Source organism: Candidatus Ulvibacter alkanivorans (assembly GCF_003333325.1).
Taxonomy (GTDB): Bacteria; Bacteroidota; Bacteroidia; order Flavobacteriales; family Flavobacteriaceae; genus Ulvibacter_A; species Ulvibacter_A alkanivorans.
This window is the reverse complement of record NZ_QOLC01000107.1, coordinates 1-17,101: the sequence shown is the minus strand read 5'-3', so window position 1 is coordinate 17,101 and position 17,101 is coordinate 1. Positions and strand designations below refer to the sequence as shown.

19 protein-coding genes are annotated in these 17,101 nt (G+C 40.6%); all 19 read left to right on the top strand.

The annotated features are described in order from the left end of the window. Positions 1-17 precede the first annotated feature (17 nt). On the top strand, positions 18-1,286 hold the full coding sequence (locus DWA30_RS12570) for an efflux RND transporter periplasmic adaptor subunit (RefSeq protein ID WP_114492886.1): 1,269 nt from the start codon (positions 18-20) through the stop codon (positions 1,284-1,286). A gap of 105 nt (positions 1,287-1,391) precedes the next feature. Next, complete coding sequence (locus DWA30_RS12565) at positions 1,392-1,730, top strand: P-II family nitrogen regulator (RefSeq protein WP_114492885.1); 339 nt, start codon at positions 1,392-1,394, stop codon at positions 1,728-1,730. Positions 1,731-1,814: 84 nt separating this feature from the next. Then, positions 1,815-2,447, top strand: coding sequence for a cation efflux transmembrane domain-containing protein (locus DWA30_RS12560; RefSeq protein ID WP_114492884.1), 633 nt, complete (start codon positions 1,815-1,817; stop codon positions 2,445-2,447). Between the two features lie 2 nt (positions 2,448-2,449). Then, positions 2,450-2,872 carry a Fur family transcriptional regulator gene (locus DWA30_RS12555; RefSeq protein ID WP_114492883.1) on the top strand — a complete coding sequence of 141 codons (423 nt, stop codon included), beginning with the start codon at positions 2,450-2,452 and terminating at the stop codon, positions 2,870-2,872. A 26-nt stretch (positions 2,873-2,898) separates the two neighbouring features. Next, positions 2,899-3,258 (top strand): SpoIIAA family protein, encoded by a 360-nt coding sequence (locus DWA30_RS12550; protein ID WP_114492882.1) that lies wholly within the window; start codon positions 2,899-2,901, stop codon positions 3,256-3,258. Between the two features lie 55 nt (positions 3,259-3,313). Beyond that, on the top strand, positions 3,314-3,943 hold the full coding sequence (locus tag DWA30_RS12545) for a hypothetical protein (RefSeq protein ID WP_229719332.1): 630 nt from the start codon (positions 3,314-3,316) through the stop codon (positions 3,941-3,943). 2 nt (positions 3,944-3,945) lie between these two features. Further along, positions 3,946-4,749 carry an AlbA family DNA-binding domain-containing protein gene (locus DWA30_RS12540; RefSeq protein WP_245933915.1) on the top strand — a complete coding sequence of 268 codons (804 nt, stop codon included), beginning with the start codon at positions 3,946-3,948 and terminating at the stop codon, positions 4,747-4,749. Between the two features lie 24 nt (positions 4,750-4,773). Next, the gene (locus DWA30_RS12535) at positions 4,774-5,133 is read left to right on the top strand and encodes a SpoIIAA family protein (RefSeq protein ID WP_114492881.1); all 360 of its coding nucleotides are present in this window, start codon (positions 4,774-4,776) and stop codon (positions 5,131-5,133) included. Positions 5,134-5,137: 4 nt separating this feature from the next. After that, a complete protein-coding gene (locus DWA30_RS12530; protein WP_114492880.1) occupies positions 5,138-7,699 on the top strand; it encodes a heavy metal translocating P-type ATPase in 2,562 nt (853 codons plus the stop codon). Between the two features lie 45 nt (positions 7,700-7,744). Continuing rightward, positions 7,745-8,179 carry a Fur family transcriptional regulator gene (locus DWA30_RS12525; protein ID WP_114492879.1) on the top strand — a complete coding sequence of 145 codons (435 nt, stop codon included), beginning with the start codon at positions 7,745-7,747 and terminating at the stop codon, positions 8,177-8,179. Between the two features lie 5 nt (positions 8,180-8,184). After that, positions 8,185-8,403: a hypothetical protein gene (locus tag DWA30_RS12520; RefSeq protein ID WP_114492878.1), complete on the top strand. Its 219-nt coding sequence runs from the start codon at positions 8,185-8,187 to the stop codon at positions 8,401-8,403. Positions 8,404-8,429: 26 nt separating this feature from the next. Next, complete coding sequence (locus DWA30_RS12515; protein WP_210725411.1) at positions 8,430-9,221, top strand: cation efflux transmembrane domain-containing protein; 792 nt, start codon at positions 8,430-8,432, stop codon at positions 9,219-9,221. A 211-nt stretch (positions 9,222-9,432) separates the two neighbouring features. Then, positions 9,433-9,873: a DUF6769 family protein gene (locus DWA30_RS12510; protein WP_114492876.1), complete on the top strand. Its 441-nt coding sequence runs from the start codon at positions 9,433-9,435 to the stop codon at positions 9,871-9,873. Between the two features lie 71 nt (positions 9,874-9,944). Next, on the top strand, positions 9,945-11,129 hold the full coding sequence (locus DWA30_RS12505) for a TolC family protein (protein WP_114492875.1): 1,185 nt from the start codon (positions 9,945-9,947) through the stop codon (positions 11,127-11,129). 18 nt (positions 11,130-11,147) lie between these two features. Beyond that, positions 11,148-11,438: a hypothetical protein gene (locus DWA30_RS12500; RefSeq protein ID WP_210725410.1), complete on the top strand. Its 291-nt coding sequence runs from the start codon at positions 11,148-11,150 to the stop codon at positions 11,436-11,438. Between the two features lie 56 nt (positions 11,439-11,494). Beyond that, on the top strand, positions 11,495-12,961 hold the full coding sequence (locus tag DWA30_RS12495; RefSeq protein WP_245933917.1) for an efflux RND transporter periplasmic adaptor subunit: 1,467 nt from the start codon (positions 11,495-11,497) through the stop codon (positions 12,959-12,961). A 12-nt stretch (positions 12,962-12,973) separates the two neighbouring features. Continuing rightward, positions 12,974-16,057 (top strand): efflux RND transporter permease subunit, encoded by a 3,084-nt coding sequence (locus tag DWA30_RS12490; protein WP_114492873.1) that lies wholly within the window; start codon positions 12,974-12,976, stop codon positions 16,055-16,057. A gap of 308 nt (positions 16,058-16,365) precedes the next feature. After that, positions 16,366-16,776 (top strand): protein NO VEIN domain-containing protein, encoded by a 411-nt coding sequence (locus DWA30_RS12485; protein WP_114492872.1) that lies wholly within the window; start codon positions 16,366-16,368, stop codon positions 16,774-16,776. 18 nt (positions 16,777-16,794) lie between these two features. Continuing rightward, positions 16,795-17,101 (top strand): hypothetical protein (locus DWA30_RS13400; protein ID WP_210725409.1); only part of this gene is annotated, 307 nt, incomplete at its 3' end.

Here is a 17,101-nt window from a genome sequence, read left to right as displayed (position 1 = left end):
CTAAAAAAGAATAAGAAATGAAAAATATAGCAATAGTAAGTGTAGCATTAATGACCTTCTTTATGGTTGGTTGCAACGACAAGCCCGATTCAGAATTGGGACATAACGAAGAAAACACAACTACCGAAAAAATGGAAGGTGAAGGAGATGCACACGGTGAACATAATGAAGAAGAAGAAGAAGAAGAAGACGGTCATAATGAAGAAGAAGGCGAGGAAGGTGTGGTAATGCTTACCAACGACCAAATCGAAACCGTTGGTCTTGAGACCAAATTGTTGGAAAAACGTAATCTCGGTAACAATATCAAGGTTACAGGAAGACTCGAACTTTTCCCTCAAGACAAGGCCAATATTAGTCCATTTATGGGTGGTAATGTTAGGTCCATCAAGGTTATAGAAGGAGATAAAGTGCGCAAGGGTGAAGTGCTTGCATATCTTGAACATCCGGATATTATAAGTATGCAGCAGGAATATCAGGAAAAAAACGACGAACTCGTATTCCTAAAGCAGGATTTTGAGCGAAAAAAAATATTGTTCGACAAAGGTGTTTCCTCAGGCAAGGAATTCCAGATGGCACAATCAAAATTTCGTTCCACGACCTCAAGTGTAAACGGTTTAAGGTCAAAACTACGTTTATTGGGAATTAACGCATCCAAGGTAGAGCAAGGAGAAATCTACTCTGCAATACCTATAACTACGCCAATATCGGGCTATGTAGACGAGGTAATGGTAAGTCTTGGGGACTATGTGGCACCACAGTCCAAGATGTTCGCCGTGAGCGATAATTCTAAAATTCATTTAGACTTAAAAGTGTACGAAAAGGATATTCCAAAGGTAAAGGAAGGACAGAAAATAATCTTTACGGTAGCTTCTAAACCCAATGAATTGTTGACCGCAGAAGTACATTCCATCGGTAAAACTTTTGAGGAAGACCCTAAGGCCCTGCACGTGCACGCCGATATAGATAATAAAAATGGCGAATTACTTCCCGGTATGTATGTTGAAGGCAGGATTGCGGAAGGACAAAAATCAGGATATGCCGTTCCAGAGGAAGCCATTGTCAAGGAAGGCGAACAATCCTATATTTTCATTGTGGATGAGGATGAGGAAACCGAAGAAAACACGGTGAAATTCAGAAGAATCCCCGTAAGTACAGGTGTCAATGACCTTGGCTTTGTGGAAATCAATATTCCTTCAGAAATGGCAAAAAATATTATGGTTGTCACAGTTGGAGCCTACACCCTTTCTTCGGAAATGGTCAAGGGCGAACTGGAACACGGACATTAATTCAATAATAATCAAAGGTTTTGATTCCGGGTTTGTTTATCGTCTTAATTAGTTAGTTAAAATTAAAGAACAGGCTCGGTTCAAAATCGATAAAAATAAATAATTATGAAAGAAATAAAGGCATTTGTAAAACCGAACAGGATACAAAGAATTATAGAAGCTCTGACTGATAACGGATTTAAAAGTATGACCCTGTCACAAGCAGAAGGAACTGGAGCTTTCAAGGCAAAAGGAGCTAAACCTTCACTCGATTTTCACGTAACAAACAGCCCTGTGGTAAAATTGGAACTCGTTTGCCAGAACGAGGAAGCACAATCTGCAATAGACATCATTCTCAAAAATGGCAAAACCCCAGATCCTGGTGATGGCATCATTTATTTGTCTGAGATTGAAGATGCTTTTCAGATAAAAACAGAGGAATCCTTAAAACAATTCAAAATTTAATTGTTTCGTAATTAATGCGTTGAAGAAAAATAATTAGGCTTAAATAGATAGCAAAAAGATACAAAATAATAGAGCCATAAAAATATGGAAACAACAAGAAAAAACAATTTAAAACAGGCCAGAACACTTCAAATTTGGAACGTCATTTATGACGTTATAGAGGTGGTCGTCTCGCTTATTGCTGGAATAACAGCAAATAGTTCCGCACTCGTAGGTTGGGCACTGGATAGCACGATAGAAGTGATAAGTGCTGCAACACTTGGATGGCGACTGCACGGCGAGCTCAAAGGCATCGATGAAGAAAAGGTAAAACGAAGACAAAAAATTACCTTGAACGTGATTGCAGTTTCATTTACGCTCATCTGTATTTTCATTTCCTATGATTCCATTACCAAGCTCATCAATAAAGAAACCGCAAGCTGGAGCACGTTGGGACTGGTCATATTATTGGTCTCGCTCGTTGTCAATCCTATCTTGATATATTTTAAAAGAAAATATGGGAAAAAACTGGAAAGTCCAGCTCTACTGGCTGATGCAAAAGACACCTTTATTTGTCTTTACCAGACAGTGGTCGTATTGACAGGATTGCTATTGGTCAACTGGTTGGAGTGGTGGTGGGCAGATCCTGTAGCGGCCTTGCTCATCGTTCCATACGCTGCAAAAGAAGGTTGGGAAGCATTTAACAAAGCAAAAAATATCAACTACAATATCACATAAATATGCAAGAAGTTGAAAAATTTTTAGAAAGCAAAGGCATCCGCCCTACGGCAATGCGCCTGATGACCTATAAGCGGTTGGCGCAACTAAAAGTGGCCATTAGCCTGGGCGAGCTCGAAAAAGATTTTGAACGCTCAGAACGGAGCACACTTTACCGTACTATGAAAACATTTGAGGAAAAAGGAATCGTGCACCAAATTGAGGATGGCACCGGCATTGTTAAATATGCCCTGTGCGAGGAAAATTGTGAATGTGAGGTCGGCAACGACCTTCACTTACACTTTCATTGCAATAGTTGCGGTGAAACGGTGTGCCTGACCGAGCATAAAATTCCGACAATAAACCTGCCCGAAGGCTATGTGGCAGAAGATATCAACCTTGTGGCAAAGGGAGTCTGTGAGAAGTGCAGCAATGACTTGGATTAAATATTTTGATTTAAAAAATTGGAACAATGATGACGATTTATAAAAATGAATGTAAGGTATATATGGTAGCTCAAAATAGATTAGATGCTACAGATTATGAAAATATGAAATCACAATTAAAAGACCATATACAAGAACATAATAAAGTGTACTGGTATATCGAGATGGAAAATTTTGAGGGTTGGTCCTCAAGTGCATATTGGAAAGGTATTGAACTCAAACTTCCAAAGGAGGAAAGATTAAAACGAGTCGCATTGGTAGGAAACTTAGAATGGCAAGAACAATTTACGGAAGTTTTGATACCATTTACAAGGGCACATATTAAATTCTTTGGTCCAGATGAAAAAAAATTGGCCAAAGAATGGATAGAGAAAGAAATTAATTAAAACAGCTAAATTAATTAAAACGAAAGAACTATTATTTACTATTAAAATCTGGGGAATGCAATTTACACTGGAAGCAGTGGATAATCCTCAGCCCAAATCCCCAAATGTAATAGTGCTCAATGGAAATCCTGAAGGACGTTTTGCAAGGGGTAAAATAAGTGAGGAGGATTTTAAAAAATGTAAAAATTGTTACGAGAAAAAAAATTGCGTTGCATTTAACCAAACGCTAAGAAAATTAGAAATAAAAAATATGAATACCAAGTTTATTAAAGTCTTTTTGCGATTAGCAATTTCAATCGGTTTTTTATCGGCGGTCGCCGATAGATTTGGAATTTGGAGCAAAGAAGTTTCTGTTTGGGGAAATTGGGACAGTTTCTTGAGTTATACCCAAATGATCAATCCTTGGATTCCGAATTCATTAATACCAACAATCGGACTTTTGGTAACCATAGCCGAAATTGTTTTTGCGATTTTCTTGATAATAGGGTTTAAAACGGAACTGTTTGCAAAATTAAGCGGGTTTCTACTGTTACTATTTGCTGTTTCAATGACTTTTTCAACTGGAGTAAAAGGAGCGCTTGACTTTTCTGTTTTTAGTGCTTCTGCCGGAGCTTTTGCTTTGAGTCTTATGAAAGAAAAATATTTGGAATTGGACAATCTGATTTCTAAACCTATAAATAGCTGAAAATGAAACTGGCTAATGGCATACATAATCAAAAAAGAGGGGCGCTGAACAGGCGAGGTCTTCTTATTGCTATTGTATTAGGGTTTGCGGTTGGTATAATCATCATACAGCCTTTGGGCATTTCCCTATTCCAGTATGACCAGAGCGGTGATACGGGCAATTGGTGGTATTTGTTCAAAAACGCAGTTGGGCAAGCTCTTGGATTTGGAGATGTGGACCAAATCCTAAAAAATATCCTGTTTGGTATTATGGGAAGCAGTCTCGCCTTAATGTTCTATACAAGAAAAACAATATTTCAACTAAATAGGGAGAAAGTCGGAATAACCTTGATAAGGGAATTATTGAACAAAGGTGAAAACCACGAGGTAGAATTCAAAAGCACCTTGAGGTGGGACCTTCGACAAGGTAAGGTTAACAAAGCTTTGGAAATGGTGGTGGCGAAGACCATTGCAGGATATATGAATACCGAAGGAGGCCACTTGATTATTGGGGTAGATGATGAAGGCCGTATTCTGGGGCTCGAACAAGATTACGGTACTTTAAAGAAACCAGACAAGGACGGGTTTGAACAGTATGTAATGCAGTTGGTGTCCGTCAAGTTAGGCACCCATTTTTGCCCTTTGGCAAAAGTGGCCTTTTATGAATTTAAAGAAAAGGATATCTGTTATGTAAGGGTCTACAAATCGCAAAAACCCGTGTATTTGAACCTGGGCGACCGTTCTCATTTCTTTATCAGAACTGGGAACGGTACCCGGGAGTTGGATATGCCCGAAGCATTGGATTATATGGAAATTCACTTAAACTAATATAAATCCAATAAAAATTGAAAAATGATACAGATTATAAACATAGAAAAGGAAAACTTAATCGCTGCCAAAATCAACGGTAGAGTCACAAAGAAGGATGTTGAAAAAATTCATCCGCTCATTCACAATATCATCGAAAAAGGCCATAAAGTGGATTTTTATTTTGAACTGGAAGATTTTCACGGCTACGACCTACAAGGGTTTTGGGCAGATTTAAAGGTAGATGCTGCACACCTATCAGATTATGGTAAAATGGCATTTGTAGGCGAAAAAAAGTGGCAGAAATGGGCAGCCAAGGCTACCGATTTCTTTACCGGTTCAGAAGTCAAATATTTTGACCTTCAGGATAAGGAACAAGCAAAAAAATGGATAAAAAACAACTAAGGATATGAAAAAACTAAAAATCAAAATTCCCGTAATCCTTCCACAGGTACCGGACGAAAAAGATGCCTGCATCAATAGGCTCATCGACAAGTTAAGTGGTCGTGAAGGTATTGACAGTGTGCACATATCCGATGAAAAAGCGGACGGTGTACCGCAACTCTGTTTTCATTACGACCCCGATATCATTTCACTTGATAGAGTACAGTCCTTGGCAGAAACCACGGGAGCCCAGATCACGGATAAATTTGGACATAAGTTGGTAGAAGTGGAAGGGATACGCCACACCCGTCACGCCCGAACCATCGAGAAAGCAGTCAAAGAGGTCGATGGAGTTCTCGAAGTTTCCGCATCCGCTTCAGGAATGATACGTGTGGAATTTGATAAGGGCATTACAGGATTTGGGGCGATTAAAAAGAAAATAGAAAAACAAGGGCTTACTATTATTGAACCTTCCGTTGATACAGAAACACATTTACAAAAAATAGAAGTTTCCAACGGTGAAGAAAAATCTGAAGATACTCAAGACAAGGAGGAAAATCAACACGTTGGCGAGAGCGAAGGCCACGTTCATAAAGACGGCGAAGAACACGACCACAACGAGGATGAAGGCGAGGCACACGCCCACGGCGGTATTTTCGGAAAGAACACCGAACTTATTTTTGCCATCATTTGCGGTGCCCTTCTTGGAATAGGTTTCGGATTGTCCTACGTGGACTCGATACCGGATTGGGTCAGCTTGTCCCTCTACATAGGCGCCTACTTTTTTGGAGGTTATTTTACCGCGAAAGAGGCCATACAGACAGTGGCCAAAGGTGGTTTTGAAATCGACTTTTTAATGTTGGTCGCCGCCATCGGTGCCGCTGCTTTGGGCGCTTGGGCGGAAGGGGCCTTGTTACTTTTCCTGTTCAGCCTCGGGCACGCTCTTGAACATTATGCGATGGAGAAAGCCCGAAAATCTATTGCGGCACTGGCAGATTTAGCACCGAAAACGGCCTTGCTAAAAAAAGATGGAAAGACCAAAGAAGTTGGTATTGAAAAGTTGAATAAAGGCGATATTATTGTAGTTAAGCCAAACAGTAAAATATCTGCCGATGGCGTTGTTGTTGATGGTAAAAGTAGTGTCAACCAAGCCCCCATTACCGGGGAAAGTGTACCAGTAGATAAAGTTCCTGTGGAAGATTCCGCCAAGGACTATTCAGAGGATGATGATATAAAGGACGAAAACCGAGTTTTCGCCGGGACTATTAACGGCAACAATACGCTTGAAATTAAGGTAATCAAAGAGGCAAAGGATTCAACACTGTCCCGATTGGTAAAATTGGTGAACGAAGCCCAGACCCAAAAATCCCCCACCCAGTTGCTTACCGATAAATTTGAAAGATATTTTGTTCCTTCCGTACTGGTATTGGTAGTGCTGTTGCTCTTTGCTTTTTTGGTCGTCGATGAACCGTTTAGTGCCAGCTTTTATAGGGCTATGGCCGTATTGGTAGCTGCCAGTCCCTGTGCCCTTGCGATTTCGACCCCGAGTGCGGTATTGAGCGGTGTTGCACGAGCGGCCCGTGGCGGGGTACTTATCAAAGGGGGTCGTCCTTTGGAAGACTTGGGGGTTATTACCGCGCTCGCCTTTGACAAGACGGGTACCCTGACCGAAGGAAAACCCAAGCTTACCGAAGTGGTCCCGCTTGGCGATATTTCTGAAAACGAACTTTTAAAAATAGCTGTAGCCGTAGAGAATCTAAGTGATCATCCTCTGGCAAAGGCAGTGGTTCGAGATGGCAAGGAACGTTTGAAAGGCGAGGAAATACCTGATGCAACCGATTTGGAAGCCGTGCTTGGCAAAGGTATAAAAGCGTCATTGGGCAATGACAAAATCTATGTCGGTAACCTCGACCTGTACGAAGGGCTTGATGAGAGCACCCCTTCCGAAGAGATAATAACGAAAGTCCGTGACCTCGAAGGTGGGGGAAATACTACGATGCTTATTCGGAAAAACCAAGAATATATAGGTGTTATTGCCCTAATGGATACCCCTCGCGAAGCTGCCAAGGAAACCCTCAAAAAATTAAAGGAAATCGGTATCAAACGAATGATTATGCTTACTGGTGACAACCAAAAGGTTGCCGATGCCGTGGCGAAAGAAATAGGATTGACCGATGCTTGGGGGAGCTTGTTACCAGAGGAAAAAGTGGATGCCATAAAAGAGTTAAAGGAAAAGGAATCCAAGGTGGCAATGGTAGGCGATGGTGTAAACGATGCACCCGCAATGGCGAACAGTACCGTGGGCATAGCAATGGGAGCGGCTGGAAGCGATGTGGCCTTGGAAACGGCGGATGTTGCCCTAATGGCCGACAAGTTGGAAACCCTGCCTTTTGCTATTGGCTTGAGTAGAAAGGCAAAAGCTATTATCAAGCAGAACCTTTGGGTAAGCCTTGGTGTTGTGGCACTGCTCATACCAGCCACCATTTTGAGCTGGGCAAACATAGGAATAGCCGTGGCATTTCACGAGGGGTCTACCTTGGTAGTAGTGGCCAATGCGCTGCGCCTTTTGGCTTATAAAAAAGATTAGAAAAATTGGGACTTAGAAGAATCCAGTTTTTTGAAAGAATATTAAATGACAAACACGGAAAAAATATTATTTACCAAAGGGATACGCCCTACTGAAATGAGGTTGAAAATTTACAAATACCTCAAGAGGAAGACCTATGCCGTAACATTAAAGGAAATGCAAAAAGTCTTTATCGCCAAAAGTGAAAAAAACAAAACGGCAAACAGAACCACCTTTTATCGCAATCTCAAGACTTTTGAGGATAAAGGGTTGATTCATCAGATTAATGATGGGACCAGAGTGGCAAAATTTGCGATTTCCGATGAAAATGCCAAAGGTAAATACGGTACAGATTTACATATGCACTTTTATTGTACCAAGTGTGGAAAAACAAGCTGTTTGCCGAATAAAATATCGGAAGAAAGCTTACCAAACGATTATCAAGTGAGCGATGTGAACCTGGTGTTAAAAGGAATATGTGAAAGTTGTAGAAAAAAATAATAAGGATGAAGAAGCTTCAGCAATTGACCAAGGAAATTAACGAATTGACATTGAGAATTGAGCAGGACTACCCCGAACTATACCAATATCTTGATGAAAATCCTATTACAATCCCTGATTGCGAAACACCCGAGATTTCCGTCAGCTCGTTCGTGGAATATTTGGATAGCTTAAAGTCAATCTTGGAAAGATATATAGAATCGAATAAACATATGAAGCACTAAAGGACAATTAATTCAGTAGTATATAAATGAATAAAAGCACTTTTAAAATCAGTAAAATGGACTGCCCTTCAGAAGAGCAGATGATTCGGATGAAGTTGGAGGCTTACACTCAAGTAAAATATCTGGATTTTGATATTCCCAACAGAAAATTGGAAGTATATCACGTGAACGGTATCAAGGCCATACAAACGTCTATAGCCAGCTTAAAACTTGGGGATTCCTTAGAGGGAACCACAGAAGCCGAACCACCTGTAATAGAAGACCAATCCAAACAAAAAAAGATTCTCTGGTGGGTCTTGGGTATCAACTTCGGTTTTTTCGTTATCGAAATGACCACGGGTTGGATATCTGGCTCAATGGGACTTATTGCAGATTCACTTGATATGCTGGCAGATTCCATCGTGTATGCACTTAGTCTATTTGCAGTTGGCGGCGCTATTTCCAGAAAAAAGAAAGTGGCTAAATTCAGCGGCTACTTTCAGATGGCATTGGCAACGCTTGGGTTTGCAGAGGTCTTACGAAGGTTTTTCAGCAATACCGAAACACCCTTGTTCCAATGGATGATAATTGTTTCAATTTTCGCATTGGTAGGTAATCTGATTTCGCTCTGGCTTATCAACAAAACCAAGAGCAAAGAGGCCCATATGCAGGCGAGTGCCATTTTTACATCCAATGATATCATTGTAAATGGTGGGGTTATACTGGCAGGGATACTCGTCTATTTTCTGAATAGTAAATGGCCCGATTTGGTAATTGGGGGCATCGTTTTCTCATTTGTGATGCGCGGTGCCTTAAGAATATTAAAACTGTCGAAATAGCTTTAGGAAAGCCTTGAAATAGAAAAGTAATGAATAAACAAGAATAGTTGGCTTTGGGTAGTAGTGTTGGGATTAGCAGCTTGGACGGCACATTGGAGTGAGGACAAATTATTCAAAGATTACCAAAATAGGCTCAATGTATTGAATGAAGACATTAATTCAAAACCTAAAACTTTATAAGTAAAATTAATTTTCATTAGTTTTGTATTTGATGCAAAAACCAAATAAAATAGCGGCATTCTTCTTTTTAGGCTTATTTAGTCTAATGATGCTGCATCTGGTTTTTCCACATTTGCATCATCAGCACGAGGAAACGCATTCCCATTCAGATATTGCACATACTGGCGAACACCATCATCACGATGACAGTTCTCACGAGAAAGAAGAATCCCCATACGGTTTCTTTGGATTCTTTATGGATATGCACGTTCATTCAACGGTTTCCAGCGATATTGTTGTACTTAAAAGGAATACTTTTGAGCAACAGACTATCGTAGATGACAATGTTGTAAAACCTACTTCTGATTTTCAAGAATTTTATGTCGTTGATAAAAGGCAAAACGCTAAGCCCCCAATTTATCAGCCACCCAGTTATTATTTCAATCCTTACCTCTCATCCCTCGATTTACGGGGCCCACCATCTTTAGGTTAATCATTTAGGAATACCTACCGCTACGGAAGGAATCCTCTTATACATTAAGATTAAACCTAAAATTTCAAACAATGAATAAATACATCGTGTCCGCGATTTGCGGATGCCTGTTCTTTGCTAATGGTTTCTCACAGGATAAAAACATTGGGGAACTGCTTAACGAAATAGAACAGAACAACACAGAGTTAAAAGGCTATCAATCGTTCATTGAAAGCCAACAACTCGAAAACAAGAGCACCAATAATTTACCCGACCCACAGCTTTCAGGCTATTATTTGCCTTTTGGCGATAATGCAACGGGAAATTACACCGAATATGAAATATCGCAATCCTTCGAGTTTCCGACGGTTTATGGTTCCCGCAGTAAATGGAACGACTTAAAGTCGATACAACTGCAAACGTCCTATGATAAAAAACGACAGGAAGTTTTGCTGGAAGCAAAATCGGTATTGGTTGAACTCGTTTTCCTTCAAAAGCAGAAAGTCATTGAAACCGAAAGACGAACCCAAAGCAAACAGGTTTTTGACCAGATTCAAGAGCTTTATGATAAAGAGCAAGTGGGTCTTTTGGATTTGAACAAGGCAAAAATCGCTTGGATTCAAGAGCAATTCGTTGTTCAACAGATTGAAAGCGAAATCCAAATTGTACTGTCCAAACTCAGAACATTGAACGGCGGGAATGCCATTGATGGTTTTACGGCGGGTATCGATTTGCCTATCGAAGTTGCTGCGGTCGAAACGCTTTGGCAAGAAAAATTGGCAAACGATCCTTCTTTACAAAGTTTAAAGGCTGCTGAAACAGCTTCGCTTCAAAAAGTAAAACTGGAAAAAAACAAGGTCTTGCCAAATGTGGCATTCGGTTACAATTATCAGGGTGTTAGTGGTAGCAATTATTCAGGTTTTTACGGTGGCCTTTCTATTCCGTTGTGGAACAGCAAGAACAAGGTAAAAGCGGCCGAGGCCGATTATGAATATCAGCAATCGAATACTCAAGTCATTACCGCTTCGCTGTATGCCCAATTTCAAGAAACATACAATCGATACGAATTGATGCTCGAAAAATACAATGAGTATCTAACCACAATGGGCAACTTAAACAGCGAACAACTGCTTTTTAAGGCCTATATGTTGGGCGAATATTCGTTTATGGATTACTATGTAGAGCTTCAGTTTTACCGAAATGCATCAGACAGAATGTTGCAGATGGAAAAGGAAATCCAACTACTACAGGCAGAATTATTAAAACATACTTTATAAACCTCAAAAACAAAGATTATGAACATTTCAAAAACAATATTCGCAATAGCAATCGCCTCAACTTTTTTGGTAACCTCTTGTAGGGAAACAAAAAAAGAGAGCACAGATGACCACGGTCACGAACACAATGAAGACGGAAGCCATATGCACGAGGAAGACATAGAACAGGAAGAATTTGAAATAGGAAAAGATGCTATGGAACAAAAGGCGAAAGACCACGGTCACGACCACGATTCGGACGGTAACCATTCAGATGACGGTTCTGACACCCACAAACACGATGATGGGTCAGAACACCACGACCATTAAAAATCAAAAACATACGAAAGATGAAATATATAATAATTGTGCTCGCCTTTTTGGCAATGTCCTGTAATAACAAGGCAGAAGATGCACACTCACATAATGCAGATGGTAGTCACGTGGGCGAAGAAATTCCACGATTGAGCCATACTATCTGGACGGATAAAACAGAACTCTTTGTTGAGTTTCCTGCGCTTATAGTAGGTAACGGAAGCAAATTCGCAGCCCACTTTACGGTTTTGTATAATCACCAGCCCGTTCGTGAAGGTTCTGTAACGGTCAGTTTAATAAAAGATGGTAAAGGAATCAGAAATAAGGCAGATGCACCGTCATCACCAGGTATTTTTTCGCCTGCTATACAACCAAAAGAAGCTGGGAACTATCAATTGGTTTTTGAATTGACGACACCAGAGTATTCAGATAAAATTTCCATTGATGATGTAATGGTATATGCCACTACGGATGAGGCCATAAAAGCTTTGGGTAAGGAAGAAGACGATGGAAGTATTTCGTTCTTAAAGGAGCAGGCTTGGAAAATCGATTTTCAGACCGCACCTGTTGTTTCTGGTAAAATCTACGATGTCATCAACACATCAGGTGTTTGGATGCCATCGCCAGGTTCAACAAAGTCCTTGGCGGCAAAATCCAATGGTGTGGTGGATTTTAAAATGGATAACCTTACAGAAGGTACAGCGGTAAAACAAGGCCAGCTGTTAATGAGCTTGAACAGTCAAGGTTTAGCTTCGAACAATTTGAGTACGGATATCGCTTCCGCGAAAGCGAAATTCCAACAAGCCAAATCGGAATATGAACGGAAGAAAGAGCTATACGAGTCTAAAATTGTCCCAAAATCTGAATTTGAGAAAGTGGAAAGCAGTTTTGAGATAGCCAGAGCTAACTATCAATCCTTGGTATCCGGTGTTTCGGGCGGAAGCAAACAAATCCGCGCCCCTTTTGATGGGTTTATCAAATCCATAACCGTTTCAAATGGCGATTATGTAGCACAAGGCGTTGCGCTGGTAAGTGTTGGAACACATCAATCCAAGGTTTTAAAAACCCAATTGGCACCCGACTACGGACTTACGATGGACAATGCACAGGGCATTTGGTATCAGGATAATGACGGCCAATGGAAGGACGTAACCGATGCAGAGGGCAAAATCCTTTCTATTGGTAAAGACGTAGAACGTGAAAACCCATTGATTTCTGTTTTCGCACAAGTAAACGCAGAGGTCGAAATGCCAGAAGGTAGCTTAACGCCCGTACAGATTGCGATGGGAAATGCTACCCAAAACACAATGATTCCCGTGAATGCTCTTTTGGAGGACTATGGCAGCTATTCCGTTATCGTTCAGCTTTCGGGCGAAAGTTTTGAAAGACGACCTGTAAAGATTGGAAAACGCAATGGCGAAAATGTAGAGATACTGGAAGGTCTGCAAGTGGGCGAAGTGGTCGTGACAACGGGAGCGTATCAAGTTAAAATGGCTTCAATGTCCGGTTCTACACCGGCACACGGTCACGAACATTAAAAACGAAGAGAAATGTTAAATAAAATATTATCAATTTCACTTCAAAACAGATTGCTCATTCTATTGGGAGCGGTTGCATTGAGCGTGTTGGGCATCTATTATGCCCGTACGATGAACGTGGATGTATTCCCAGACCTAACGGCACCTACGGTAACCATTCTTACCGAAGCGCACGGAATGGAATCTGAAGAAGTCGAAAAATTAGTAACCTATCAATTGGAAACTGCCTTGAACGGTTCGCCCAACGTGAGACGAATCCGTTCGTCATCGGCAGCAGGTATTTCTATTGTTTGGGTAGAATTTGAATGGGGAACCGATATTTACCGTGCACGCCAAATTGTAAGCGAACGCATCCCAATGGTACGAGAGAACCTACCCGAAGGAATCGGTGCGCCTACAATGGCACCTATATCTTCCATTATGGGCGAAATAATGCTCTTGGGCGTGACATCGGATAGTCTTTCGCCAATGGAATTGCGAACCTTGTCCGACTGGACCATCAGGCCTCGTATAAAAGCCATTGGCGGTATTGCAAATGTGGTGGTCATTGGTGGAGATTACAAGCAGTACCAAGTATTTGCCAATCCCGAAAAGATGAAGTATTACGACGTAAGCCTATCAGAATTGGTAGAACACGTTAGGGAGGCTAACGAAAATGCCCCTGGCGGTATTATAAACCAATATGGCAATCAATACATCATTAAAGGAAGCGGTAGAGCCTATGTGCTGGAAGACTTGCAGGAAGCGGTTCTAAAGCAAGTAAACGGCCAGACCATAAAGATTAAGGATGTGGCCACGGTACAAGTAGGAGCTGCCGATAAAATTGGCGATGGCTCGTTAAACGCAAATCCCGCTGTGATTCTGACCATTTCTAAACAGCCCGATGTAAACACCTTGGAGCTGACAGACCGCTTGGATGAAGCGATTGCTGATTTAGAATCCTCATTGCCAAACGGGGTCAACATCAAAAGTCAAATCTTTAGACAATCCGATTTTATTGATGCTTCTATTAGTAATCTAAATATGACCCTTTTAGAAGGTGCATTTTTTGTAATGATTATCCTTTTCATCTTTCTGATGAACTGGAGAACTACCGTTATTTCCTTGCTGGCTATTCCTATTTCATTATTGGTTTCCATCATCATATTAAAATGGTTGGGTTACACCATAAATACAATGAGTTTGGGTGGTATGGCCATTGCTATAGGTGCGCTGGTAGATGATGCCATCATCGATGTGGAAAATGTGTATAAACGCTTGCGCGAAAATATCAGAAAACCGAAAACAGAGCGGGAATCGACCATAAAAGTAGTACGTGATGCTTCGGTAGAGATACGAAGTTCCATTATCATCGCTACCTTAATTATTATTGTATCATTTGTGCCCTTGTTCTTTTTAAGTGGAATGGAAGGTCGCTTGTTGCAACCGCTGGGAATAGCCTTTGTAACATCAGTATTGACCTCATTGGTAGTTGCCGTGACGGTCACGCCTATTCTGTGTTCCTATTTATTGAACAATGAAAAGCTTTTGAACAAGCAGGCTGAAGGTACACGCGTGGAGCGATGGCTACAAAGACGGTATGGAGCTCTTTTGGAACGTGTAACCAGAATACCCAAAACCATTATAGGCGTAACCGTGATTGCCTTTCTGTTAAGTCTGTTGGTTGTCACACAATTAGGGCGGAGTTTTCTTCCTGAATTCAACGAAGGCTCTTTGGTAATTAGTGTTGTCGGTCCCCCGGGAATGTCTTTGGAAGAAAGCAACAAGACAGGTAAATTAATCGAGACTATACTATTGGATATGCCCGAAGTAGAGGTCGTTACCCGAAGACAAGGCCGTGCCGAACTGGACGAACACGCGCAAGGTGTCAATGCTTCTGAAATTGATGTGCCTTTTGTCCTTGAGGACAAAACAAAAGAAGAGTTCTTTGAGGAAGTCCGAAACAAATTGAGCGTTGCACCAGGTGTCAATATTACCTTGGGACAACCCATCGCCCACCGTATTGACCATATGCTTTCCGGAACACGCGCCAATATTGCCATCAAGATATTTGGTTCAGATTTACAACAACTATTTGAAGTAGGCAAAAGCGTGGAACAGAACATCAAGGACATTGATGGATTGGCAGATGTTGCGGTTGACCAACAAATTGAAGTACCGCAAATACGCATCAAACCCAAACGCCAGATTTTGTCGGCTTATGGAATGACGGTGGGTAATCTTATGGAACAAGTGGATATCGCTTTTGCGGGAGAAGAAGCGGGCGAGATTTATGAAGGACAGCAATATTTTGATTTGGTGGTCCGTTACGAAAAACCGTTTCGCGACAATATTGAGAACATCAATAAGACCTTGATCAGTTTACCGAATAGAGGACAGACCACGTTAGGCGAATTGGCTACGGTACAATCCGTGAGTAGTCCAAATACCATCAATCGGGAAGATGTGCAACGAAAGATTGTGGTAGCCGCCAATGTACAGGGCAGGGATTTGCGTGGTGCGGTAAACGAAATAAAGGAAGTTGTGGCCAATAACGTGAATATGCCAGAAGGCTACCGTGTGCAATATGGTGGACAGTTTGAAAGTGAATCCAAAGCATCACAGCTTCTCTTGATAACGGCCATCATCGCCATAGCTGTCATTTTCTTGTTATTGTATTATGAATTCAAGGACGTAAAACTGGCGTTCGTAGTGTTGATTAATTTACCTCTGGCATTAATTGGCGGCATCTTAATTGTCTATTTCACATCAGGCATCATCAGCATAGCTGCGACCATTGGATTTATTAGTCTTTTTGGGATAGCAACACGTAACGGTATTTTATTGGTTTCTCGTTATGAAGATTTGCGAAAAGAAGGAATCCAAGGATTTCAATTGATAAAAAAAGGTGCATTGGATAGATTGAATCCCATATTAATGACTGCCTTTACCACAGGTCTGGCTTTGATACCATTGGCCTTAAAAGGTGGCGAACCTGGTAGTGAGATACAAAGTCCTATGGGAGTTGTTATTTTAGGAGGATTGTTATCGGCTACTATTTTGAACTTGGTGGTAATTCCTTGTGTATATCAGTTGGTTCTGAAAAGGGAAAAATAGCAAACGAATTACAATTAAAAACCTTCTTACTATGGTAGGAAGGTTTTTTTATGCATTAATTTTATAATCCCACTCAGCACATTCCCCTACATTCCGTGAAAAGAGCTTCATTACAAAGGTCTTGGACACAATCCCCAATTTCAGTTTTCCATTCCGTTAACCCTTCCCGTCCCGAAACTTCGGGACTGGGAAGGAACACTACATTTCCGTACCAAAATCGTGAATTAATTTCGCTTGAAACCCGTCTTATTTTTCACAAAGTCTATTTGTTTTTTAATTCAGTTATATTGTGTGAAAATTTAGCTTAAATGGAAAAACTAACGGAAAATAAAACCATTGAATTACTGATGCCTCATTTGGTTCAACAAGGCTATGAGATAGAGAGTTATTGCTTGGGCCAAACGAGAGGATATGATATTGTAGCTGTTAAGAATGACAAAAAATTATTAATTGAGGTAAAAGGTGCAAAAGCACATAAGGATTCGCCAACAAAGCGACGAGATTATTTCAACTCTGGACAGATTAAAACTCATTTTGGTAAAGCAATTATTAAATGCTTGGAAACCAAAGTTGCGTTCCCAAATGCAAAAATTGCCATTGCGCATCCCGAAGACGAACAAATAAGAAAAGCAATAGCCAGTATTATTCCAGAGCTCAATAAGATAGGTATACAACATTATTGGGTTAATGCTAAGGGAACGGTAACCCTTGAAAAATAGTTGATTTTGAATACAACAATGAATTCCAAATTATCTTCTTTATTGCATTTCTTGAATGAGAACAGATATTATAATAAAAGGGTTCAGTCAAATTCTTATAACCGGTTTTTAGCGCCGTTCGATTCACTCGAAGATAAATTGTATTCAATTCTTCATCACGTAGCGAATACACAAAGCCAACCTAAAATTGACTTACTTGCACCTTTTTTTCAGAAAGTATATTCGAATAAATTACAGCTTCATAGTTTTAAGACATTCATCGATTTTCTAACAGATAAAGAAAATGATGCCTATAATTATGAATCTATTTACTATGGTATGTTGA